The sequence below is a fragment of the Snodgrassella alvi wkB2 genome (assembly GCF_000600005.1).
GTDB classification, from domain to species: domain Bacteria; phylum Pseudomonadota; class Gammaproteobacteria; order Burkholderiales; family Neisseriaceae; genus Snodgrassella; species Snodgrassella alvi.
On the sequence record NZ_CP007446.1, the window covers coordinates 1,041,187 to 1,063,035 of the forward strand.

At 39.8% G+C, this 21,849-nt stretch carries 27 protein-coding genes, 1 tRNA gene and 1 other RNA gene; 27 read left to right on the top strand and 2 right to left on the bottom strand.

All coding sequences use genetic code 11. The features are described 5' to 3' along the window. The first annotated feature begins 278 nt into the window (after positions 1-278). Genes SALWKB2_RS04735 through SALWKB2_RS04745 form a run of 3 tightly spaced genes read left to right on the top strand, consistent with a single transcriptional unit; the run spans position 279 to position 1,606 of the window. Positions 279-767 (top strand): hypothetical protein, encoded by a 489-nt coding sequence (locus SALWKB2_RS04735; RefSeq protein WP_025330533.1) that lies wholly within the window; start codon positions 279-281, stop codon positions 765-767. Positions 768-770: 3 nt separating this feature from the next. Further along, positions 771-1,112, top strand: coding sequence for a hypothetical protein (locus tag SALWKB2_RS04740; RefSeq protein WP_025330534.1), 342 nt, complete (start codon positions 771-773; stop codon positions 1,110-1,112). Positions 1,113-1,171: 59 nt separating this feature from the next. After that, positions 1,172-1,606 (top strand): M15 family metallopeptidase, encoded by a 435-nt coding sequence (locus SALWKB2_RS04745; protein WP_025330535.1) that lies wholly within the window; start codon positions 1,172-1,174, stop codon positions 1,604-1,606. A 470-nt stretch (positions 1,607-2,076) separates the two neighbouring features. On the opposite strand, the gene ssrA is transcribed toward SALWKB2_RS04745, so the two are convergent. Beyond that, positions 2,077-2,437, bottom strand: a transfer-messenger RNA (tmRNA) gene (ssrA, locus tag SALWKB2_RS11855). A 269-nt stretch (positions 2,438-2,706) separates the two neighbouring features. Here ssrA and SALWKB2_RS04750 point away from each other — a divergent pair. The 24 genes from SALWKB2_RS04750 to SALWKB2_RS12635 all read left to right on the top strand — a co-directional run bounded on the left by SALWKB2_RS04750 (position 2,707) and on the right by SALWKB2_RS12635 (position 20,096). Continuing rightward, a complete protein-coding gene (locus tag SALWKB2_RS04750) occupies positions 2,707-3,105 on the top strand; it encodes a BPSL0067 family protein (RefSeq protein WP_025330536.1) in 399 nt (132 codons plus the stop codon). Beyond that, complete coding sequence (locus SALWKB2_RS04755) at positions 3,092-3,445, top strand: STY0301 family protein (RefSeq protein ID WP_144353286.1); 354 nt, start codon at positions 3,092-3,094, stop codon at positions 3,443-3,445. The genes SALWKB2_RS04750 and SALWKB2_RS04755 overlap by 14 nt, the downstream gene beginning before the upstream one ends. A 207-nt stretch (positions 3,446-3,652) precedes the next feature. Further along, positions 3,653-4,009 (top strand): STY0301 family protein, encoded by a 357-nt coding sequence (locus tag SALWKB2_RS04760; protein ID WP_025330538.1) that lies wholly within the window; start codon positions 3,653-3,655, stop codon positions 4,007-4,009. 36 nt (positions 4,010-4,045) lie between these two features. Continuing rightward, complete coding sequence (locus SALWKB2_RS11640; RefSeq protein WP_051506422.1) at positions 4,046-4,420, top strand: STY0301 family protein; 375 nt, start codon at positions 4,046-4,048, stop codon at positions 4,418-4,420. 38 nt (positions 4,421-4,458) lie between these two features. Further along, entirely contained in the window at positions 4,459-4,833 is a 375-nt protein-coding gene (locus SALWKB2_RS04765) for an STY0301 family protein (protein ID WP_038648803.1), read from the top strand. 944 nt (positions 4,834-5,777) lie between these two features. Continuing rightward, the gene (locus tag SALWKB2_RS04770; protein ID WP_025330541.1) at positions 5,778-6,275 is read left to right on the top strand and encodes a DUF1841 family protein; all 498 of its coding nucleotides are present in this window, start codon (positions 5,778-5,780) and stop codon (positions 6,273-6,275) included. 111 nt (positions 6,276-6,386) lie between these two features. Next, positions 6,387-6,842, top strand: coding sequence for a DUF441 domain-containing protein (locus SALWKB2_RS04775; protein WP_025330542.1), 456 nt, complete (start codon positions 6,387-6,389; stop codon positions 6,840-6,842). Positions 6,843-6,910: 68 nt separating this feature from the next. After that, positions 6,911-7,001: transfer RNA gene (locus tag SALWKB2_RS04780), tRNA-Ser, on the top strand. 262 nt (positions 7,002-7,263) lie between these two features. After that, positions 7,264-7,770, top strand: coding sequence for a Gp37 family protein (locus tag SALWKB2_RS04785; protein WP_025330543.1), 507 nt, complete (start codon positions 7,264-7,266; stop codon positions 7,768-7,770). An 8-nt stretch (positions 7,771-7,778) separates the two neighbouring features. Next, positions 7,779-9,182, top strand: coding sequence for a phage tail sheath family protein (locus tag SALWKB2_RS04790; RefSeq protein ID WP_025330544.1), 1,404 nt, complete (start codon positions 7,779-7,781; stop codon positions 9,180-9,182). A gap of 9 nt (positions 9,183-9,191) precedes the next feature. Beyond that, positions 9,192-9,707, top strand: a complete 516-nt coding sequence (locus SALWKB2_RS04795; protein WP_025330545.1) for a phage major tail tube protein — start codon at positions 9,192-9,194, stop codon at positions 9,705-9,707. Between the two features lie 121 nt (positions 9,708-9,828). Next, positions 9,829-10,113: a phage tail assembly protein gene (locus SALWKB2_RS04800; protein ID WP_025330546.1), complete on the top strand. Its 285-nt coding sequence runs from the start codon at positions 9,829-9,831 to the stop codon at positions 10,111-10,113. After that, positions 10,055-10,261 (top strand): GpE family phage tail protein, encoded by a 207-nt coding sequence (locus SALWKB2_RS12630; RefSeq protein ID WP_080690445.1) that lies wholly within the window; start codon positions 10,055-10,057, stop codon positions 10,259-10,261. Before SALWKB2_RS04800 ends, SALWKB2_RS12630 begins: the two co-directional genes overlap by 59 nt. A gap of 166 nt (positions 10,262-10,427) precedes the next feature. Next, positions 10,428-12,953, top strand: coding sequence for a phage tail tape measure protein (locus tag SALWKB2_RS04805; RefSeq protein WP_025330547.1), 2,526 nt, complete (start codon positions 10,428-10,430; stop codon positions 12,951-12,953). Beyond that, positions 12,953-13,849, top strand: coding sequence for a phage tail protein (locus SALWKB2_RS04810; protein ID WP_025330548.1), 897 nt, complete (start codon positions 12,953-12,955; stop codon positions 13,847-13,849). The genes SALWKB2_RS04805 and SALWKB2_RS04810 overlap by 1 nt, the downstream gene beginning before the upstream one ends. A gap of 2 nt (positions 13,850-13,851) precedes the next feature. Then, a complete protein-coding gene (locus SALWKB2_RS04815; protein WP_025330549.1) occupies positions 13,852-14,073 on the top strand; it encodes a tail protein X in 222 nt (73 codons plus the stop codon). Then, entirely contained in the window at positions 14,061-15,158 is a 1,098-nt protein-coding gene (locus tag SALWKB2_RS04820) for a phage late control D family protein (protein ID WP_025330550.1), read from the top strand. Before SALWKB2_RS04815 ends, SALWKB2_RS04820 begins: the two co-directional genes overlap by 13 nt. Next, the gene (locus SALWKB2_RS04825; RefSeq protein ID WP_025330551.1) at positions 15,142-15,771 is read left to right on the top strand and encodes a phage baseplate assembly protein V; all 630 of its coding nucleotides are present in this window, start codon (positions 15,142-15,144) and stop codon (positions 15,769-15,771) included. The genes SALWKB2_RS04820 and SALWKB2_RS04825 overlap by 17 nt, the downstream gene beginning before the upstream one ends. 83 nt (positions 15,772-15,854) lie before the next feature. Then, positions 15,855-16,226: a GPW/gp25 family protein gene (locus SALWKB2_RS04830; RefSeq protein ID WP_025330552.1), complete on the top strand. Its 372-nt coding sequence runs from the start codon at positions 15,855-15,857 to the stop codon at positions 16,224-16,226. Continuing rightward, the gene (locus tag SALWKB2_RS04835) at positions 16,223-17,368 is read left to right on the top strand and encodes a baseplate assembly protein (protein WP_025330553.1); all 1,146 of its coding nucleotides are present in this window, start codon (positions 16,223-16,225) and stop codon (positions 17,366-17,368) included. The genes SALWKB2_RS04830 and SALWKB2_RS04835 overlap by 4 nt, the downstream gene beginning before the upstream one ends. After that, a complete protein-coding gene (locus tag SALWKB2_RS04840; protein WP_025330554.1) occupies positions 17,361-17,939 on the top strand; it encodes a phage tail protein in 579 nt (192 codons plus the stop codon). Before SALWKB2_RS04835 ends, SALWKB2_RS04840 begins: the two co-directional genes overlap by 8 nt. Further along, positions 17,939-19,144, top strand: a complete 1,206-nt coding sequence (locus tag SALWKB2_RS12120) for a hypothetical protein (RefSeq protein WP_025330555.1) — start codon at positions 17,939-17,941, stop codon at positions 19,142-19,144. The genes SALWKB2_RS04840 and SALWKB2_RS12120 overlap by 1 nt, the downstream gene beginning before the upstream one ends. A 1-nt stretch (position 19,145) precedes the next feature. Beyond that, positions 19,146-19,589 (top strand): hypothetical protein, encoded by a 444-nt coding sequence (locus SALWKB2_RS04850; RefSeq protein ID WP_025330556.1) that lies wholly within the window; start codon positions 19,146-19,148, stop codon positions 19,587-19,589. Between the two features lie 381 nt (positions 19,590-19,970). Then, positions 19,971-20,096 carry a hypothetical protein gene (locus SALWKB2_RS12635; protein ID WP_255517923.1) on the top strand — a complete coding sequence of 42 codons (126 nt, stop codon included), beginning with the start codon at positions 19,971-19,973 and terminating at the stop codon, positions 20,094-20,096. Between the two features lie 428 nt (positions 20,097-20,524). Here SALWKB2_RS12635 and SALWKB2_RS04855 read toward each other — a convergent pair whose 3' ends face one another. After that, positions 20,525-21,847, bottom strand: a complete 1,323-nt coding sequence (locus SALWKB2_RS04855; RefSeq protein WP_025330557.1) for an N-acetylmuramoyl-L-alanine amidase — start codon at positions 21,845-21,847, stop codon at positions 20,525-20,527. Positions 21,848-21,849: the final 2 nt, after the last annotated feature.

Genomic DNA, 21,849 nt, shown 5'->3' on the forward strand with positions numbered 1-21,849 from the left:
TTTCACTGAGTTTTAGCCATACTTTATAAAATTAAATGTATGGCTATTTTGTTGTTAAAGATATTTCGCAAAGTTACAAACGATTTAAATCAGAATTATGAATATAAAATATAGTTTTATATTATTTAATTGTATTTTAAATTTCATAAAAGATTAAAAATATATTGGAAGATATTTGTTTATATTTATGATTATAAATAGATATTTATTTATAAACTATTGGTATTAGAACCGGCTTTAAGCCGGTTTTTTGTTTTTGAGGATTTGATGGAAGATTTATGAAAAATGTGGAATTGGTATTTCAATTACTTTATTCACTGCTGGATTTAAGATTTTTACCAGATAAATTGCAAAGATGGTTGTTTGATACTGGTACAAGAGTGATTACTGTTACCAGTGCGCTGGTTATGATTGGTTTTTCTGGCATATTTATTTTAGGTGGCAGCGAAGTTTTTCATCTGAAACTGTATAAAGGTTTTTTGCTATTGCATCCTTTAACTCTGTCTGTGTTACTGATAGGTGTGGCTTTAACACAGCTGGTTATTGCAATATTTAAGTCTAATCGATGCAGTGTATTGTCTGGATATTTGCTGATTTTTTCAGCACTAATATGGGCTGTAATTTCAGCTACTTTCTGGGCCTCTTATCCACCATTAACAACAGGAATGACAACTTATCCTGTGCTGGCTGTGGTATGTGCTCTGGCCGGGAGAAATTTGATTAACTACGCTAAACGGATTGAAGATTCTAAATATAAAGGACGATAAAGTATGGAGTTTTTAAAAGATGCTTTTTCCGTCTGTATTTTATTTGCGCTGGTAGGTGGGCTGGCTGGTTCTTTACTGGTTACAGATTACAAACGCTATGGTTGGTTTATGACAATTTTATTTGTCTTGTTGGGAATGATTTTTGCTGCGGCAATAACTGATTATTTTTTCCCACAGAATCATCCATGGCTTTTTGCCGGAGTTGGTGTATTTGCAGGAATGTCAACTACATCGTTTCTTGATGCATTTAAAGCAGCTGCACCGAAACTGGCACAACGCATAATGAATATTGTTAGTAAAAAAGCAGAAGAGTTTATTGGTAATGATAAATCGACAAAAGAATAAATATAAATATAAATATAAATCAAGCAGCCTTCGAGCTGCTTTTTTTTTGGGTGATAAATATGTATAAATTAAGTAACCGATCCTTACAGCGTTTGTATGGAGTTGATTGCGGCCTGACCAACGTGGTAAAGCGGGCTATACAGATAACAAATCAGGATTTTATGATAACTGAAGGGGTGCGTTCCCGTGAGCAATGCTGTATTAATTATGGTAAGGGGCGAACGGCACAACAATGCAGCCAGAAAGGAATACCGGTAAAATATGCTCAGCCAAATTTAAGTAAGGTGACCTGGTTAAATAATCCTTATGCCAGTAAGCATGTTACAGGCAAGGCTGTGGATCTGGTTCCATATCCTGTTGATTGGACTGATTTGAACAAATTCCGGACTATTGCGCTGGCAATGAAGCAAGCGGCTGCTGAACTTGGAGTGAAGATAATCTGGGGCGGAGACTGGAAAACTAGTAAGGATTATCCTCATTTTGAAATTTTATAAATATTTTTATAATTATAGCGAAAACTTATCTGATTTAATTTATTTTTTTGCTTTTTTAAATCTAAAAAGATCAGATTAAATCAGTTGATTAAAGTCTTTTGTATATAAAAATAATTATAAAACAATATATTTTTCTGGTAACAGTAAGTCTATTTTTGTTTAATAATATAATTTTGCTTATTAGTTTATTGGATAAAAGTCTAACAAAATTAATTATATAATTTATTTTGTTAATATTACCAATAATAATTTTTAATTAATTAAAAATTATTATTGACTAAATCATAAAATATGTTATAATTATCAAAAATTAACAGGTATGCTTAACCTTAAACAGCTGATTGCACAAGTTCCCGCAAGGGAGCTTTTTGCATTTTAAAGAAATAAAATTTTATGTGTATAATTTTGGACAGATTGTAATATACAGATATTTAGAAATGAGAAAGAATTTGAAATAAAAATAGAAAGACTGGTGGAGGCGGGGGGAATCGAACCCCCGTCCGAAAGTCCTCTACAGAGCGATCTACATACTTAGTCTTGCCAACTTCGAATCTTATTCACAAACCGCCGACAGACAGGCTGTTTGTAAACCAGTTGCCATAAATCTTATTTAATGTCAGGCAACACGACATTAAACCAGCCAATGTGAATGTCGTTGCGGTGAGTTTCCTCACACGGCCCATTGGCGAACCGCTGCAACGTCTAGCCTTAAGCGGCTAAAGCGTAAGTTTCGTCGTTTGCGACTATATAAATTCAGTGTTTAACGGGAATCTGAGACCCCGGTATGCACGCATCTGCTTTGCAACCCCCGTCGAAACCAAGGTCGCCCCCAGATGGTTTATTTTGTTAATTATACTAAATTTTGATGTATATGCATAGCTATTAGTCACGAGATTGATTTAAGTTAGATTAAAAAAGATTGAAAAACTGTAGAATAGTTTATATTAATTATTTTTAATATGCTGTACATATGGTAAATTGGATTAATAATTTAATTTATTTTAAAAATATTTAATATTTTATGTAAATCCTGTTATTATGATAAATATAATTTACAATATATTTACTTTTTTTGTTTTTATCTTAATTAAGGAAATTGTATGCCGTTTATTGTTTCTGATGCAAATTGGAAAAAACTTATTTCTACAGTTGAAAATAATAAAACGATACAAAATAAGGACGAAAGGACATGGTTTGGAGAATCTCGTGAATGTGTTGCCGCTGTTAAGAGTTTAGCAAATGCACCGCATACTTCTTTTTGGAGAAGAGGGGCTCTTGTTAAAAATAATTTTAGTATAAAAAAAGGCACAGTAATAGCGACATTTAAAAGTGAGAGTCAGTATAAAGGTCACGCTGCAATATATGTAGAACAAAATTCCAATGGTATTATTGTTTATGATCAATGGAAAACTAAGGCAATTTCAATGCGATTAATTCGTTTCAATCGGCCCGAAAATGGTATTTCAAATGATGGAGATAAATTTTATGTTGTTGAATAATAAAATAGCCACATTGTTATCAAGTGCCTTAACTGTAATGATATCAATTAATTGTCAGGCAAAAACTCCTATTGTGAGTTGTCCAGCGACATTTTCTGATGGACATAATGTTTACCAGTTTAAGAATGCTAGTGTATTCGATGGACCAATTGAATTAAATGCTGAATTAAAGCCAGAATTTAAAAAAGATAAACAATATTGGAAGGTGTTTGGAACGAAGTATGATCCTTTTTTAATCTGCACATACGCCAATGCTAATCATTATATTGTTTTTGATGCAAAGGGTGCGAGCTTTTGCGAAGTTACCAATAAACCTTTACAGGCAAGATGTATGCCTTAATCATTTAATATAATCCTGATTAGTTTATCGGATAGAAATAACTCAGCTGCATCTTTTTGGATTTGGAATATAACCAATCATGGCAGATTATTCAAACCCAAAAGGAGTATCGATTCTATGAATAATGAAATACTAAATTATGAAAGTGATGCGATTTTGAGTTTGAAAAATTAATGCTTATACTCAAAATGACAGATATTAATTTATATGTTATCAAATAGTACAGAAATAGTAGCATTATTTATTAGCCTGTTACTTGGCGTAGTATCAATTAATTGCTATGCTCAGACTCCTGTTGTGAGTTGTCCGTCATCTTTTTCTGACGCACATGGTGTTCATAAGCTTGATGATGTTTATGTATATGATGGTCCAGTATGTATGGATGTATCATTAGTACCTGAGTATAAAAAAAATAAAGAAGTATGGGATTTAGATACATTAAGGGAACCTTCATTAGTTTGTACGTATGAGAATACCCGTCATTACATTGTTCTTAATGCGAAGGAAGCAGCTTATTGTGAAAAAACAAAATCACCAGTACAGGTAAAATGTATGCCTAAATAATTTTTATAAATCATCAAGGGTCTTAAAGATTCACTTATGATTAGCATGAATTTTATACTATTGAATAATCGAAAATTGCCTCAGTATTTATTGGCTTTATTTTTTAATATTGTATCAATTAATTGTCTGGCTCAGACTCCTGTTGTGAGTTGTCCGTCATCTTTTTCTGACGCACATGGTGTTCATAAGCTTGATGATGTTTATGCATATGATGGTCCAGTATGTATGAAGGTATCATTAGTACCTGAGTATAAAAAAAACAAACAAGTATGGGATTTAGATGCATTAAGGGATCCTTCGTTAGTTTGTACGTATGAAAATACTGAACATTACGTTGTTATTAATGCGAAGGGGGCAGCTTATTGTGAAAAAACAAATGCACCTGTAGAAGTAAAATGTATGCCTAGATAATTTTTATAAATCATCAAAGAAGTCTTTAAGATTTACTTATGATTAGCATGAATTTTATACTATTGAATACTCGAAAATTGCCTCAGTATTTATTGGCTTTATTTTTTAATATTGTATCAATTTATTGTCTGGCCCAGACTCCTGTTGTGAGTTGCCCGTCAACATTTTCTGACGGGCATAATGTTTACCGGTTTAAGAATGCCAGAGTATTCGATGGACCGGTTGAATTAAATGCTGAACTAAAGCCAGAATTTAAAAAAGATAAACAATATTGGAAGGTGTTTGGAACGAAGTATGATCCTTTTTTAATCTGCACATACGCTAAAGCTAATCATTATATTGTTTTTGATGCAAAGGGCGCGAGCTTTTGCGAAGTTACCGATAAACCTTTACAGGCAAGATGTATGCCTTAATCATTTAATATAATCCTGATTAGTTTACCGGATAGAAATAACTTAGCTGCATCTTTTTTGATTTGGAATATAACCAATCATGGCAGATTATTTAAACCAAAAAGGAGTATCGATTCTATGAATAATGAAATAGTAGATTATGAAAGTGGTGCGATTTTGAGTTTGAAAAATTAATGTTTGTACTCAAAATGAAAGATATTAATTTATATGTTATCAAATAGTAAGGAAATATTAGCATTATTTATTAGTCTGTTACTTGGCGTAGTATCAATTAATTGCTATGCTCAGACTCCTATTGTGAGTTGTCCACCAACATTTTCTGACGGACATGGTATTCATAAACTTACTGAAGTCATGGTATATGATGGTCCAGTATGTATGAAAGCATCATTAGTACCTGAGTATAAAAAAACAAAGAAGTATGGGTTCTGGATACATTAATGGATCCATCAGTAGTTTGTGCGTATGAGAAAATCCCTCATTACATTGTTCTTAATGCGAAGGGGGCAGCTTACTGTGAAAGAACAACGGCACCAGTACAGGTAAAATGTATGCCATAGCACATTTAGTGCAAACAGTTAACTCATATCGTAAGTTATTTGCCAGCTTTTTATGAAGTTACGGTACTGGCAATCTGATAATGCCAATTGATAGGATGAGTCTGGCTTATAAGAAAATAAAAAATCTATGATTTGTTTATTATTTCAGCTACGGTAAAGCTAGCAGTAATTACTGTATACATCAGCTAATTTTTCTTTATTTTGATTGATATACAATTTAATGAATAGTTATTGATTTCCGATTATTAATCCATTTTGAAAATATGAGCTGTTACAGAAATAAGAATTATTAAGAAGAAACTGGTTGCGATAGAAGTAATAAATTATCAGTAATAAGGTCATTGTTTTATAATTTGCATTATTTTGCCTGCAATGAGTGCTGTTATGTATGATGTCAATACTAATGATGTACGTCATTTTTTTGCGGATGTATGGCGTAAACGTCAGCAGCCGCAGTTGCTGGATGCACTGCAACAAAAAGCGTTAAGAATTATTGCTGCGCACTCTGAATATGCACCTTATCTGGAAAATATCGAGCAGTATTTAACCCGGGTATGGCGTCCTGAAGAAGGTGAAACTAATCCATTTCTGCATTTATCTTTACATTTGTCTGTACAGGAGCAGGTAGCGATAGATCAGCCTTTCGGGATTGCTACTATTCATCAGCGTTTGTGTCAGCAATATGCAGGCGACTGGGTGAAAGCGGAACACGATATGATAGAAGTTCTGGCTGAAACTTTATGGCAGGCGCAACGTTATGGTCAGGGGTTGGATGTTAATGATTATATGACAGGTTTACGCAGTCTGGTCGGATTGGGGCAGGAAGATGAGGCTCGTTTAAACCCTCATGAAGTAGGAAAAATTTCTGATATACAAACATGAATTGCTCAGGCTTTGATTATGGTTTATTGTTTTGTACATTTATATCTGTCACTCATGTTGTTGCAATGGGATTGATACGGGTATTTATTTTCAATAATCTTAAATCAGGGGATGAATATGTCTTTCTGGGCAAGTAATGCAAATGCTTTGCTGCTATTATTGTTTGTGGCTTTGGGTATTATCGGACATAACCCTTCTGTAACCATTTCTGCACTGATTATTTTGCTGGTGCAGCAAACGCCTTTGCTTAAATATGCACCTGTACTGGAAAAATACGGTGTGCAACTGGGTATTATGTTACTTATGATAGGGGTACTGGCTCCTTTAATTACTGGTAAGGTTCAGCCTGCACAAATTGCAGCTCTGGTAACCAGTTGGAAAACCATGGCTGCAGTAGTGGTAGGTATAGTGGTGGCATGGTTGGGTGGACGCGGTGTTCATCTGATGCAGGTTAATCCGACCATTGTCACTGGTTTAATGATTGGCACCATTATTGGTGTGGCTTTTTTGCGCGGAATACCGGTCGGACCTCTGATTGCGGCAGGATTGTTATCACTGATTTTATAGTAGCCGGATTGCGAAGTTCTTGCCAGAAAGATACGCTCTCGTTATAATGCGCGCAATTCCATTCTCACGGAGAGGTGGATGAGTGGTTGAAGTCGCACGCCTGGAAAGCGTGTATACGTGAATAGCGTATCGAGGGTTCGAATCCCTTCCTCTCCGCCAAATTATGATTAAAAGCTGCGAATGCAGCTTTTTTTATAGCTGTTATTTAAAATGCTTTTGTCATTTTAATGTTTATACTTTTTTGTATATTCATATTCTGAATGTCATCTTTGTTAAAGATGACAATTTGATTTTGTAATATTTTATTGATTTTTTGCTGGCAGGTTTAAGCTGTAAACTGTTTAGTCGCAATATTTATTTCCCTCACAATTTTGATTGTGAGGTTTTTTTTGTGCCTGCCGGAATGTATGGAGAGTACTGGATGAATTTAACCTGTTCTGTTTTAAATGATGTGCAGACACATCTTCAGCATGCATTGCCAAAATATTCAGTACAACTGATGCCTAATAGTTTAAAGAATTATCAGTTTGTTCATTCGCTGGGTACGGTCTTAATCGGTTATCAGCGCAGTAAATTTAAAAAGCCGCGCAGTACGGATCTGATTGTACAGGAGAGGCATTTGCAATTGCGTTTTACTGTTTTTGCACGTGCTTTGGATGGTGAAAACGGTGTTCTGGATTTACTCGATTCTTTACGTCTGGCATTAGTGGGATTCCAGCCTGAACATTGCCAGCAAATCCGATTGTTGAGTGAGCGCTTTCTGGGTGAGGCCGACGGAGTCTGGCAATACCGGTTACGCGCTCGCACCGAGACACTTCAGGTGGAGCAGCGTCCGGTGATTAATCAGCAAAATTTGGTCAAGTCTATACCAACTCGTGGTGAGATTAAGGCCAGAGCTATTTCACATTCTGTAATTTCGAAGGAGTAAAAATCATCATGGCAGCAGCCTATTTGCATGGTGTTGAAACAATTCGTATTGATGGTGGCAGCAGTCCTGTCTATACCGTAGACGGGGCAATTACTGCAATTGTCGGTACCGGTATGTCTGGCCCGGTTAATGAGTTAACTGTATGTCAGACTGTTAAAGATTTCAGTCAGTTCGGTTTGCTGACTGGTGCAGGTTTCACTTTACCTGATGCGGCCAATATCTGGACTCGTTATCAGTCTGGTGTTGCTTATGTAGTGAATGTACTGGATCCGGATAAACATAAAACGGTCGTTGATTCTGAGTTACTGGTTATTGACGGTGATACGCTGACTGCGAAAACAGCACATCCGGCTGTACAGGCAGGTTATACAGTTCTGGCTGGTAATCAGACATTATCAGAGGGTACTGACTATGCTTTGAATAATGAAACAGGTGAGCTGACTTTTGTTCAAATGCGTTCAGATGTATCTATTAGTTATACTTATCTTGATCCAAGTAAGGTAACTTCAAAGGATATTATCGGCGGTTACGAGGCAGCTACCGGTAAACGCAAAGGGATGGAGCTGCTTACGGAAGGTTTTACCCGGCTGGGAGCAGATGCAAAAATTATTATTGTGCCTCAGTTTGATGCGGAAGCGACTGTGGCGGCAGCTATGGTTACTCTGGCTGATAAGCTTGAAGCTATTGCCTATATTGCTGCACCGAAAGGAACAACGCTTACCCAGGCTGTTCAGGGGCGCGGTTCGCTCGGTAATATTAATTTCCAGACGTCTTCGGATCGGGCGCAATTATTTTATCCCTATGTTACCGGTACCAGTGGTGAGTTGGAAAGTCTGGCTACTCATGCAGCCGGTTTACGGATGCGAACTGATGTTGAACAGGGTTATTGGTTCAGTATTTCCAATCGTGAACTGTCCGGAGTAACGGGTATGGAGGTTTCGCTGACTGCACGTATTGATGATCCGCAGGCAGAAACCAATCGTCTGAATGAAAAGGGTATTACGACGGTATTTAACAGTTATGGTACTGGTTTCCGCTTATGGGGTAACCGTCTGGCCTGTTTCCCGACAGTAACACATATTAAAAACTTTGAAACTGCACAGCGTACCGGCGATTTGATTAATGAATCAATTCGCCGTGCTCAGTTACAGTATATTGATTTGCCGATTGATGATGCGCTGATTGACAGCCTTCTGGGTACGGTGCGCACCTATCTGGGTACGCTGAAGAGTATTGTTGGTTTTAGTGTCAGCCTGGATTATGACTATGATCTGGCTGATGCTTTCAGTAAAGGGCAGGTACCAATTAAGTATGACTATACGCCTAAACTGCCTGCAGAACGTATCACTAATACCAGTGTGATGACCCGTACTTATCTGGCTAATTTGATTAGTAACCAGTCTGCCGCTTAGGAAACAGTTATGACAGAATTTAATGCAATTTATAATGCCAATGTTTATGTTAATGGTAATAGTCAGTTAGGCCGTGCCAGTCAGTTTAAATTACCGGATATTTCTGTTGGTCAGACAGAAACTAAAGGTCTGGGTCTGGTAGGTTCAGTAAAACTGCCTAGCGGGATTGAGGCACTGGAAGGGGAAATCACCTGGAATAGCTTTTATCCGGATGTGTTTACAAAAGTATATAACCCTTTCAAAGCTTGTCAGCTAATGGTTCGGGCCAATGTACAGGCATTTAATGCTTCCGGACTTGCAGCTGAGGTTCCGATGGTTGTGACGGTAATGGCAACTTTCAGCAAAAATCCGTTGGGAACTTATAAACCGAAAGAAAAAGCTGAATTCGCCAGCACTTTTCAGGCTACCGAAATTCATCAGACAGTAGCTGGTCGTGAAGTGTTGTATTACAACGCATTTACCAATCAGTACCGGGTAAATGGTGTGGATATGCTGGCGCAGATGCGTGCAAATATTGGTATGTAATTTTTATTTGTATTGATGTATTTGAATGCTCACTCTGATTACCGGAGTGAGCTTTTTTATGGTTGAAGTATTTTTATATGCTGAATTGATTCAGTAATTATTGATTAGTCGAGGAATAAATATGGCACAAACTGAAGCGCAAAATCTGCAAGAACAATTGGGTACAGGCAAAGTAATTAAACTGGCTGAACCACTGCAAACACCAAGTGGTGCGATAACGGAGCTGACATTGCGCCGGGTACGGGTTAAAGATTTTAAACGTGCTGCAGAACAGTATCCTGATAATGCAGTATTACAGGAAGCTCAGTGTCTGGCTATGGCATCTGGTCTGCAAAGTGAAGATTTTGATGAGTTGTCATGGGAGGACTACACGCAGGTGCGTCAGTTTTGTCTGGGTACTCACTGATTGGGATAGTTTTTATCAGGCAGCTGCGGATTTAGCGTGGTGGTTTGGTTTTTCTCCGGCAGATATTGATGAAATGTCTCTGGAGGAAATTTTGCAATGGCAGCAACAGGCTAACCGGCAGATTAAAGCCAAATACAGCAAACTATAACTGGTTGCTGTCTGAAGTAACTGTGCTGTTAACTTGTTGTAAGCTTATAAGCGTGGTTATGAAGCGATAATAAGTTGACAGTCACAGTAATCGAAACAACAAATAATATAAATAAGTAGATTCCAATACAGTTTAGGTAATTGGAGAAAAATATATTGGTGCCGTTATGGATAATGGATTCGTTTCTGATTTTGGTGAGGTGCACCGTTCTGTAAAGGCTTTTGGCTTTGCTATCAGTACAGCGACACGGCATGTTGAGGAGATGGGGAAAGCTTTACAAGGTTTACATGGACAAATTCGCTCTATTGATAGTTTTTCAGTAGCGACGGCTAAAGCGGGTAATGCTCAGGATAAATTAACTCAGGCAATTGAAAGACAAAATAAGGTTCTGGAGCAGCGCACTAAAATCGGTAGTGAATTAAGCAAAACTAAGAGCACGCTGCAAGCTTTGATGAAACCAGCTGAAAAGTCTGTAAAAATTTATATGGAGCGTGAAACATCTGAAACCGGGCTGAAGCAGGCTATGATGCAAAATGATGGCAGATTAGGCGGATTTGATCAGATTAATGCCCGAACAGCACAGCTAAGCCTTGAGCAGCGGGGAAATAAAAATGATTTTACCAGTCTTGCCACTAATATGAAGATGGCTAATATGTCTGATGATTCACTACTTCAGGGAGGTATGAAGTCAATAGCCAGTTTTAATGCATTATTCGGTAAAAAAATTGAGGATATTTCTGTTGCCAAAGGGCTGATGCAAACTTATAAGCTGAAAGATACTGAATTATCAGCCGGTCTGGACGCTGTACAGAAAATGGCTTATTCGACCGGAATGAGTTTGGAAGATATAGAAAAATTTCAAAGTGCTATGGCTTTTCCTCTGCAAAGACTTCATCTGACCGGTTTACAGAATCAGCAAAAAATATATGCTTTAGAAGGTATGGCAATACAAGGCGGTATCAGTAAAGCTGCGGCCGCAGATGGGATGGAAGAATTTCTGAATAAGCTGGCGCAGGGACCTAAAGCTATGCATCTGGCTACGTCAGCTATGAATGCGGAAATGCGCCAGATGATGCAGAAATCCGGTGTAAAGTTTGATTTATTTAATAAAGACGGTTCACTTAAAGACATGCGTATGGTTATTAGTGAGCTGGAAACGAATTTTAAAGCTGTTAAAACTAAGTATGGTGAACGCGCTGCACTGAATATGATGGATGCTGTGTTTGGCGGGAAGGGCGGACAAGTTGCTTCAGCCGCTGCTAAAGGTGGTCATACCGGTTATCAGACCATGCAAACTAAAATAAATCAGCAGCCTTCTCTTGATCAGCGAGCAGAACTGCAGACAAATACGCTGGCTGTCAGTATGGAAAATCTGCAAGATTCGGTTGCTGAAGTCGGGAATGCTTTTGGTGCTATTCTGGCACCGGAGATTAATACTTTCGCTCAGGTGGCTAAAGATGTGCTGCTTAATACTGTATTGCCTTTTATTCAGAAACATCCAACGCTGATTAAATCTGTAGTGGCTTTTGGTATTGGAATGGCAGGCTTACGGATGGTATTACTGACTGTTCGTTATGCGATTACTATGGTTACCGGTCCGCTGGCTGTTCTGCGTACTATTTTTGCCCGTTTTCAGGTGGCACGTGAGCTTAAGCAAAGTGGTTCTGTATTTAAGCGTCTTCGAACTGCAATTTCCTCAGTAGGAAAATCTGCAGGTTCATTGCGTCAGAAACTGATGTCTTTTGGCAGTAAGCTGTCCGGCATTGAAAAAAAGTTTACTGTTTTTAGTAAAGGTCGTGCTGCATTAGGTTTATTGAAAAAAGCATTTGGTGCAATTGGTCGTGCAGCAATGGCTCCCATCAAAAAAATTGTGCAGTCTTTTGGTCTGATTTCTAAGGCGGTGAAACCTCTGTTTTCGGTTTTTTCGAATTTGGGGAAGGGGTTTAGTGTTTTAGGTAAAGGCAGGTTTGTACTTAATTTGCTGCGTCAGGGAATTATGGCAGTAGGCCGGGCTTTCTTGATGTCACCGATAGGCTGGGTTGCGCTGGCCATTGGTATGGCCGCCTTATTGATTTATAAATATTGGCAGCCAATCAAGAAATTCTTTATTGGTTTATGGGATACGGTTAAGACCAAATTTGAAGCCGGTATGAATTTTTTCAGAGAATTACCTGCTAAATTCAGTGAATTCGGGCGCAATATTATTGATAGTCTGGTCCGAAGCTTTACTGAAGGTATCAGTAAAGCTGTTAATGCTGTAGGTGAGTTTGCCAGTAAAATTATTAATAAGGCTAAATCAGTATTGGGTATTAACTCCCCCAGCCGGGTATTTAAAAGTATCGGCAGCTCGCTGATGGAGGGAATGCATCTGGGAGTTGATCTCGGGGCGGATAAACCTGTTTCGGCGATAGGTCAGGTAGCTGAGCGTTTACAGCAGAAATTTAAAGCCGGTTCCGGAAAGCTGACTGCACAGTTAAATGAAAAAATGCAGCTAAATGCAGCAGAGTTTGCACAGAACCGTTATCCGGCCGGACATGATTCAAGTGCTGTAACCATTAATTTTAATCCAACAATTCAGGTTAATGGTAATGCTGACCGTTCAGTCATTCAGCAGGCGCTTGCACTGAGCCAGCGTGAATTTGAACAGATGTACCGGCGCATGATGCAGGCAAAAGAGTTGAGGAGTTACTGATGTATGCAATGCTAGGGGATATTCGCTTTGAACTGCTGGATAGTTTCACCAGTTATGAAGAAACGCACAGTGCTGTTTTTGCCAAACATGATGTACTGGCCGGGCGACCGCGGCTGCAGGCTACCGGTAATGATTTGACTACGATACGTTTTGGTATGCTGCTGCATTGGAAACTGGCTAATCCGGATAATGCCTATAATGCGCTGATCAGTGCTAAAGAAGCACAGCAGGCGCTGGCGCTGGTGTTCGGTTCCGGGCGGTTTGCGGGCTGGTTTGTGATACAGCAATTAAGCAGTACAACTCTGATCCAGGATGCTAAAGGACGTACGGCGGCGCGCGAAATTAGCGTTGAATTGCTTGAATTTGTTGGTGATCCTAATAATCCGTTACCAACACCGGGAATCATGACCGGACAGAATCCGCTGCTTGCTCTTTTACCGGAGTCGGTTAAAGGCGCGGTTAATAAAGTTTCCGCAGCGGTTCAGACTGGTGTGCGTATTTATCATTCTGTTGAACAGAATATTACTGATATTCAGAACCTGATTACGCGCGCGCGTACTGTTCAGCATAATACTGCCGGCTGGATGGGGTTGATTGCAGATGTATTGTCTATAGGTGGTCAGACTCTGGATAAACTGAATACTTTACCTGAGATTGGTGCATGGTTCGGAAATCTGGCCGGAGCAGCAGATTTTCTGTCTTACATGGGTCAGGCAGCCTGTCAGCTGCAAACATGTATTAATTTAATACAAACCGGTTACGATAGCGGAGAGTGGGGCGACTGGCTGAATACCAGTGAACAAGTATTAGCAACGGTAGAAGACAGTATTGGAAATGCAACTGCAGGTACCCAGTCATTGACGGCGTGGCTGGCAGCAAGAAAAGATGAGGTCTGATTATGGTTGATTCAGTCTTGCAATATCAAACCAGTGAAGGGGATCGCTGGGATTTGATTGCACATAAATACTATGGTGATGCCACGATGATTGACAGGCTGATTGCGGCCAACCCGCATTTAGCGCTGGCTGAACAATTTACGGCAAATCTGACTGTACTGATTCCGGTTATCCGGTCTGATACTCATGCTGCTCAGGAGGATATGCCACCATGGATGCGGTAAATATGTTAAAAGGATTATCCGGCTTAAGCAAAACACATCCGGTTACTATGCCGGATTTCACTATCGAATACGAAAAAAAAGACATTACATTAGCAATTAAGCCTTATCTTATCAGCATTAGTTATACGGATTATCTGGGCGAGCAATCAGATGAGCTGTCTGTGTCGTTTGAAGATACAGATGGCAGATGGTTGCGTAACTGGTATCCTGAACAGGGTGATTTGCTGTCGTTTTCACTAGGTGATCAGTTTACCAGTCTGGTGAATCTTGGTAATTTTGAGATTGCGGATATCGATTATGCATTTAAACCAAATGTGATTACTCTGAAAGCGCTTTCTACTGGAATTACTTCGGCCAGCCGGACTTTACAGCCTAAGGCGTATGAAAAAACCACTCTGGAAAAAATTGTACAGACAGTAGCCGCACGATTACAACTGGTGGTTAAAAATCCGATTGCCAGGCTGGAAATTGAACGTATCACACAGTATCAGGAAAGTGATGTTGAATTTCTGGCGCGACTAGCAAAACAGTTTGGCTATACTTTTAAAATTGTTGATAAGACTCTGGCTTTTATTGCTAATACGGAATTAACTGCACAGAAACCGGTACTGGTGTTGCTGCCAGAAGATATTGAGTCAGCCAGTTTTCGCGATCAGATCAAAGGTGTTCCTAATGAAGTTGTTGCTTCCGGCTACGACCCTAAGGCTAAACAAGTACGTACGGTTAAGCGTAAAGGACAGCCGTTACGCCCGCAAAGTAAACAGGGTGCAAGCGGTGACAGGTTAAAAATTGTGGCTAATAAAGGGGAATCACAGCAGCAATTAGCTGCACGTGCAGATGCTGCATTGGCCGATGCACGCAAGTGTCAGGTAACCGGTAGTCTGGATCTTTTTGGCAATGTCAAGCTGGTAGCCGGTCAGATTATTCGTCTGAGCGGTTATGGCAAAATGTCGGGAAATTACCAGATTAAGCAGGCAAGCCATAATTTGAGCCGCAGTTCAGGTTATGTAACGTCTTTGGAAATAAATATGATTGAATATATTGCTGATGACGCAGATGGTGATACGCATGCAGAAACTGTATGAATTTGGTGCGACTTTACAGTTTGGTATTGTTGAATCCATAGATGCCGGACGGCATATGCTTAAAGTCAGTTTACCGGCATTAGAAAATATTCACACTGACTGGCTGCCAATGCTGACTGCTGCTGCAGGCGGAAACAGTTTTTATTCACTGCCTGACAGAGGGGAGCTAGTCGCCTGTATTCTGGATGCACGGGGAGAAAATGGTGTGGTTTTGGGAGCCTTATACAATCAGGCTGATAGCACACCGGTAAATAATAATAATGTCTGGATGAAAAAATTCAGTAATGGTACGGTGATCAGCCATAATCGCAATAGTGGTGAAGTATGTGTTCAGACTGGTGGAGCAGTAATAGTAGAAGCAGATACGGTACTGGTTAAAGCAGGTGATATTACTCTTGATTCACCTACTACTACTGCTACCGGCAGCTTACTGGTACAGGGGCAACTGACCTATCAGGGCGGAATGGCCGGTTCCGGCGGTGGTGGTACGGCAGCCTCAATAACCGGCACAATTAAGGTTGAAAACGGAGATGTGGTAGCCGATGGTAAAAGTCTTAAGAGTCATACTCATCCTGATCTGACTTCAGGTGGAAATACGGGCAAACCAAACTGATAATCAGCGAAACGCTCTGCTAATTCTTATTTTTTATATCCCTGTTCATTCTGACAGGGATTTTTTATTTTTGGAAAACCGCTATGACTATAACACCGCGTACCCGCCACTGGCAGCTAGCGCCACTGGATAGTGGCTGCGATATTGTTACCGGTATTGATGATATTAATCAATGTATTTTAAATATTTTAATAACCCGTAAAGGGACAGATGTAACCCGGCCGACTTTTGGTTCAGACCATCTGGACTATCTGGATACACCAGAAGATGTCTTTATTCCGGGAGTAACGCGTGAGGTGATTCTCGCTATTCAAACCTGGGAAAAGCGTGTGGTAGTGGAACAGGTCACTTTTACGGGTCACGCACCTGAACTGACGATAACTGTTCATTGGCGGATCGCAGAAGAGGTAGCCGGTGAAATTTATCAAACAAATATTGGGTTGGTACAAAAATGACAGATTTAACTAAGCTTTCACGAACAGATGTAAAAATAGTTGAAGACGATCTGGCAACGATTCTGGCCGATACCATAAATGATTATCAGAATCGTACGGGCAAAACACTACAGCCGGCGCATATTGAACGCTTACTGATTAATACTTACGCCTATCGTGAGGCATTAACCCGTCAACAGATAAATGAAGCCTACAGGCAGCAGCATGTTCGTTTTGCTACCGGCCTGATGCTGGATTTATGTGGTGATGATGTTAATACTCCGCGATTACAGGCTCAGCCGGCACAAACAACACTTCGCTTTCAGGCTGTACTAAAAGGTAAAGAGCAGATTGTGATTCCGAAAGAAACCAGAGTTACAGTGGACTCGCTGATATTTACTACTACAGCAGCAGGTATGCTTACCGCAACCACTCCCAGCCTAGAGCTCAATGCTGTCTGTCAGGCAACGGGAATCATAGGAAATGGCTGGTCACCAGGCCAGATAAACACTTTAGCTGATCATTTGACCGATATTGCTGAAATTAAGGTCAGCAATGTCACGACATCAAGTGGTGGAGTAGATGTTGAAAGCGATGATGCTTATCGGGTACGTATTCTGCTTGCTCCTGAATCATTTTCAGTTGCCGGACCTGTAGGAGCCTATGAATATTTTGCCAGACAAGTTAGTCAGGACATCATTGATGTTTTTGTAACCAATGATACTGATAAACAAGGTAAACCCTTGGGAGGTGTTGTTGCAGTGAATTTGCTTACAAAAACCGGCTTGCCTTCAGCAGAACTAGTTAATCAGGTTCAGTCAGCTTTGTCTGATGAGCGGGTACGCCCACTATGTGATCAGGTGATTGTACGGGCTCCGAAAACGTTTACTTATCAGGTAAATGCAATATTAACTTTGTATATAGGCACTGACGCAAGAGCTGTACTTGCAGCAGTTCGAGCTGCCTGGCAGCAATATCAGATTAGTCAGGAGCAACGACTCGGAGTAGATGTAGTCCCGTTAGTTATACAGTCATTATTAAAAGTTGATGGTGTTTATAACGTTGCTACACCGGATTTAGTGCTGACTAAGGTTGCTGCTGATACATGGGCACACTGTACTAATCTGATCCTGAGCATAGCTGAGGAGGCAGTGGATGGCTAAGCTGACCTATGCAGCAGTAATTGAGCGTGATCAGCGGATGCGGGCACTGGCTGCTCTGGGATTACGTCTTGATTTGGTGTCTACACCACAGCTTATGCCCCGGCTAGTAGAACTGGTATTGGCCGATCATCTTGAACTTCTGGCTGAAAGCCATTGTATTCTCGGAGTAAACGGATACTGGCTAGCCGAAAGCGATCAGGCCAAACGGCAATTGATTAAAGGTGCATACGAACTTCATCGCAATAAAGGAACACCCTGGTCGTTACGAGAGATTGTCCGCCGCCTCGGCTTTGGTGAAATAACGATTATTGAAGGGCTTAATCACCAGCGGCACAACGGTAATATTCAGCGCGATGGTATGTATGTACGCGGACATAATAGTTACTGGGCGCATTACCGTATCTTACTGAATAACCCGATTACTAATCAACAGGCAGCTTTATTACGTCAAACTCTGGCTGCTTTTGCTCCGGCACGCTGTGTGCTTTCCAGTCTCGACTATACTGCTGTACCACTACAGCATAACGGACAGGCACAGCGGGATGGCTCATTTAACAAAGGAACTGCTTAATGGCAAATTTAAAAGAATCTTCGTTCTGGGAAGAAGGTATTTATCAATGGGAAACATCCGATCCGGTATTGGGCGGGGAAAATGGTATCGATAATGTACCGACACGACAATTGGCCAACCGAACCAAATGGCTCAAAGACAATAAACTGGATAAATCAGCTACCGCTGCCAGCGCAGATTTGGCTAAAAAAGCACAGTTAGCTGACAAACTTAGCAAAGCCAGAAATGTGGGTGGGGTCGCATTTGATGGTTCAGCGGATATTGATTTACCCGGAGTAAATAAGCCCGGAAATCAGAATACTTCTGGAAATGCGGCCACAGCCTCATACGCAGCTCAGATAGCTGCCAGAAAAATTGGTGGAGTTATATTTAATGCCAAAACAGATATAGATTTACCGGGTGTCAATATTAAAGGTAATCAGGATACATCTGGTAATGCAGCTACTGCAACTAAATTGCAAGCGGCCTGTAAAATTGGTGATGTGCAATTTGATGGTACAGCGGATATTGATTTACCCGGAGTAAATAAACCCGGTAATCAGAATACATCCGGTAACGCAGCTACTGCCTCATACGCAGCTCAGATAGCTGCCAGAAAAATTGGTGGAGTTATATTTAATGCCAAAACAGATATAGATTTACCGGGTGTCAATATTAAAGGTAATCAAGATACATCTGGTAATGCTAATACAGCTTCCAGATTACTTAATGCCATTAAAATTGGTGGTATTAACTTTGATGGTTCTACTAATATAAATTTGCCGGGAGTAAACATAGCAGGAAATCAAAATACAAGCGGTAATGCTGCATCGGCGACAGTTTTAAAAAATTCGCGTCAGATTATTTTAAATGGAGATGTTTCAGGTAGTTGCTGGTTTAATGGAGATGGTAACGCTATTATTTCAACACGTCAGGTTAATTCACTGGGTGTTAATCAGAATTGGTCGGATGTTACAGGGGCACGTGGATATTCTATAACTTATACAAATCAGACTTCATCGCCAATTGCAGTAGCCATTAGTTTTTATCATATAAACAATAGATCAGCTGAACTAATTGTCAATGGTGTATTACTAGGTGAAGTAAATACAAGTAATGAAGATTCGCAACGTAAGCCAATATTTGGCATTGTACCGCCCGGACATAGTTATTGCCTTAATGGTAATTTGCCAGTCAGAGTGTGGGCAGAATTGAGAAGAGGTTAAAATGAAATATTATTTAAATAGTAATGATAAAATGGTTTATGCCTTTGATTCAGAAGAATTAGCAAATAAATGGTTCGAACAATTGCTTGAAGGAAATGAGGCATTCAGGATAATGACAGATAAAGAAATATCCAGACACCTTCAACCAGAAAAATACATGACAAAAAGTGAAAAATTATTGAGAAAGCGTAAAGATGCCATTTGTCTTGCTCGTCATCAGTTTTTGACTATGGCTGAGTTATCATTTGATAAAAATAAAGATGCTTTAATCTTAGTAACCGAAAAAAATTTTGAAGGTAAATCATTAATTAAGCTGCGCAATTACTTACAGGAAAGCCAGTCTTTCAGTTTGGTTTCTGAGGAGTTATGGAATCTTTTAACTAATATTTTAAAAATTGATCCTGATAAGTTATTTAATTCATGGGAAGAAGCTCAGGAATTTTAAATAGATTATTTGAAAAATTTATAAATAATGAGAATGTTGTAATTCAGAATTATGAATGAAGCACTAAGACAGCTGATAGCATAGTTATTGGCTGCCTTTGCTTTTTAAATTGACTATTAGATTATTTTTAAATCTAAATCATCTATTCAGCTGTAAATTATTATTCCTCCGGTCACCTGACTGCATTAATCGGATCGGATAGCGCATGGAAAAAATCGCCTATAGCGTTAGTTATATACCTTCCTACATGGAAAATATGAAGCTTTATGCTTAGTTATGCAGTCTTTTATCACAGGTTCGTCAGGAAACTTTCCAGTGATCATTAGTTTTATCAAACTGTAGCTTTTTTCTGGCCTGTTTGCCGGTCAACTTTTTGGTGGTATGAAACAAAGATTAGGTCATGCTTATGCGATGATGGCTTCGCCTAAGATATTGCTGTCTGATGAGCCGAGAGCAGGTGCAGATCCTCTTAGACAGCAGGACTTATGGAAAATGGTATTTGATTGATTAATGAGGGGATGGCAGCTATATGAACAACAGCGTATTTGGATGAGGTTAGCAATGTCTATCGGTTTAACTTTTGAATGAAGTTCATCTGGTTTTTGAAGGTAATCCGGAAAATTTAACATCTAAACTGAATAGTCGGAGTTACAGATATTAATATTGGTCTGAGTATCTTTGCATTCAATTCAACCTAGTAGCAAATAATATCAGGGGGTATTCGGGTCTATGGTGTATGGTTATGATTTCTGGATTTGCCACGTCCATTGATGATACACCTATTGTTTTGCAATAACTGACTGAAACGATGCTTTTTAAGTATTATTTTGTTTTTCAGATTTTTTTAAAAATATGTCATAAGATAATTTTTTTAATCCTTTACGGGAAAAACATATTAATTCAAATAATAACTGTATTGTCGTTGAATATTATCATCAGCGGCGCGCCAGCACTGCTGTAGACAGATAATCCTTAATTCCGCTACTAATTGAGTTTGCAACTTTTTTTCTGAAATCGCTGTTAGATAGTAAGCGTTCTTCAGTCGGATTGGAAATAAAAGCTGTTTCAACCAGAATTGATGGGATATCCGGTGCTTTCAGGACGGCAAAATTTGCCTGATCGACACTGCCTTTATGCAGGTTGTTGATTTTGGCCAGTTGATTCAGTACGTCTTTACCGAGTTTCAGACTATCATTGATGGTAGCTGTCTGAGTCAGATCAAACAGTGTGTTGTTGACATTTTTATCAGTTGAATAATTTACCCCGCCAATCGAATCAGCTGCATTCTGGGTTTGTGCCAGATATTTGGCTGCTGCACTGGTGGCGCCTTTAGGATTAAGTGCATACACACCAGTACCTTTTGCTGACGGATTGGTAAATGCATCTGCATGAATGGAAACAAAAACATCTGCTCTGAGTTTACGCGCTTTGGCTACACGTACACCCAATGGGATAAAAATATCTTCGTTTCGGGTCATATAAGTTTTGTAACCATACGAATCCAATATTTTTTTTACTTCACGCCCTATAGCGAGTACCACATCTTTTTCACGCAGACCGGAAGGACCTAAGGCTCCGGGATCTTCACCACCATGTCCGGGGTCAATCATAATTACAGGCTGACGATTCAGTTTATTTGGTGTACGTGATGGTTGAGGAGGCTGCTGTGTTACTGGAGGTTTATTTTCAGGCAGTTTTTTTACCGGAGGTGTGGAGGCTGTAGCCTGAGGACGGGTAGTGCCGTCACTGTTTACTTTACCGTGACTGTAATCCTGTAATAGAGCCATTAACGGATCGTTTTTTTCCTGTTCCATGGCTACGGTGGCGGTAGGGTATAAATCCACTACCAGTCTGTTTTTAAAGTTGGCAACCGGAGCAAGCGAAAATACCTGAGGATTAACGGTAGTTTTCAAATCCATCACGATACGGATGGTTTCAGGATTAAATTGTCCGACGCGGACACTGGCAATATAGGGATCCATTGGGAGAACTTTATTGCTCAGTTCACGCAAATACTGATTGGTGGCTGACCCCTGAATATCAATAACCAGACGGTCAGGATTCTTTAGCTGAAAATATTTAAACTGGATGGGTGTTGTGGATTCTAATGTCATCCTGGTATAGGCTGTGGCCGGCCAGATGCGTGAGGCCACAATATCAGCCCCTGTCTGGGCTGCGCGTGCAAGTGGAGTCAGGCTGATTAAAAGCGTGCCGGTAGATGTAATTAATAATTTCCGGCGGCTGATGTGGTTGGACATAG

Coding starts and splice junctions, on each gene's coding strand:
- SALWKB2_RS04770 (WP_025330541.1), top strand. CDS start 5,778: ATGTATGATGTCAATACTAATGATGTACGTCATTTTTTTGCGGATGTA.
- SALWKB2_RS04765 (WP_038648803.1), top strand. CDS start 4,459: ATGATTAGCATGAATTTTATACTATTGAATACTCGAAAATTGCCTCAG.
- SALWKB2_RS04815 (WP_025330549.1), top strand. CDS start 13,852: ATGGTTGATTCAGTCTTGCAATATCAAACCAGTGAAGGGGATCGCTGG.
- SALWKB2_RS04830 (WP_025330552.1), top strand. CDS start 15,855: ATGACTATAACACCGCGTACCCGCCACTGGCAGCTAGCGCCACTGGAT.
- SALWKB2_RS04800 (WP_025330546.1), top strand. CDS start 9,829: ATGGCACAAACTGAAGCGCAAAATCTGCAAGAACAATTGGGTACAGGC.
- SALWKB2_RS04855 (WP_025330557.1), bottom strand. CDS start 21,847: ATGTCCAACCACATCAGCCGCCGGAAATTATTAATTACATCTACCGGC.
- SALWKB2_RS04755 (WP_144353286.1), top strand. CDS start 3,092: ATGTTGTTGAATAATAAAATAGCCACATTGTTATCAAGTGCCTTAACT.
- SALWKB2_RS04735 (WP_025330533.1), top strand. CDS start 279: ATGAAAAATGTGGAATTGGTATTTCAATTACTTTATTCACTGCTGGAT.
- SALWKB2_RS11640 (WP_051506422.1), top strand. CDS start 4,046: ATGATTAGCATGAATTTTATACTATTGAATAATCGAAAATTGCCTCAG.
- SALWKB2_RS04835 (WP_025330553.1), top strand. CDS start 16,223: ATGACAGATTTAACTAAGCTTTCACGAACAGATGTAAAAATAGTTGAA.
- SALWKB2_RS04745 (WP_025330535.1), top strand. CDS start 1,172: ATGTATAAATTAAGTAACCGATCCTTACAGCGTTTGTATGGAGTTGAT.
- SALWKB2_RS04840 (WP_025330554.1), top strand. CDS start 17,361: ATGGCTAAGCTGACCTATGCAGCAGTAATTGAGCGTGATCAGCGGATG.
- SALWKB2_RS12635 (WP_255517923.1), top strand. CDS start 19,971: ATGAAACAAAGATTAGGTCATGCTTATGCGATGATGGCTTCGCCTAAG.
- SALWKB2_RS04805 (WP_025330547.1), top strand. CDS start 10,428: ATGGATAATGGATTCGTTTCTGATTTTGGTGAGGTGCACCGTTCTGTA.
- SALWKB2_RS04825 (WP_025330551.1), top strand. CDS start 15,142: ATGCAGAAACTGTATGAATTTGGTGCGACTTTACAGTTTGGTATTGTT.
- SALWKB2_RS04740 (WP_025330534.1), top strand. CDS start 771: ATGGAGTTTTTAAAAGATGCTTTTTCCGTCTGTATTTTATTTGCGCTG.
- SALWKB2_RS04810 (WP_025330548.1), top strand. CDS start 12,953: ATGTATGCAATGCTAGGGGATATTCGCTTTGAACTGCTGGATAGTTTC.
- SALWKB2_RS04820 (WP_025330550.1), top strand. CDS start 14,061: ATGGATGCGGTAAATATGTTAAAAGGATTATCCGGCTTAAGCAAAACA.
- SALWKB2_RS04760 (WP_025330538.1), top strand. CDS start 3,653: ATGTTATCAAATAGTACAGAAATAGTAGCATTATTTATTAGCCTGTTA.
- SALWKB2_RS04790 (WP_025330544.1), top strand. CDS start 7,779: ATGGCAGCAGCCTATTTGCATGGTGTTGAAACAATTCGTATTGATGGT.
- SALWKB2_RS12630 (WP_080690445.1), top strand. CDS start 10,055: ATGAGTTGTCATGGGAGGACTACACGCAGGTGCGTCAGTTTTGTCTGG.
- SALWKB2_RS04795 (WP_025330545.1), top strand. CDS start 9,192: ATGACAGAATTTAATGCAATTTATAATGCCAATGTTTATGTTAATGGT.
- SALWKB2_RS12120 (WP_025330555.1), top strand. CDS start 17,939: ATGGCAAATTTAAAAGAATCTTCGTTCTGGGAAGAAGGTATTTATCAA.
- SALWKB2_RS04775 (WP_025330542.1), top strand. CDS start 6,387: ATGAATATGTCTTTCTGGGCAAGTAATGCAAATGCTTTGCTGCTATTA.
- SALWKB2_RS04850 (WP_025330556.1), top strand. CDS start 19,146: ATGAAATATTATTTAAATAGTAATGATAAAATGGTTTATGCCTTTGAT.
- SALWKB2_RS04750 (WP_025330536.1), top strand. CDS start 2,707: ATGCCGTTTATTGTTTCTGATGCAAATTGGAAAAAACTTATTTCTACA.
- SALWKB2_RS04785 (WP_025330543.1), top strand. CDS start 7,264: ATGAATTTAACCTGTTCTGTTTTAAATGATGTGCAGACACATCTTCAG.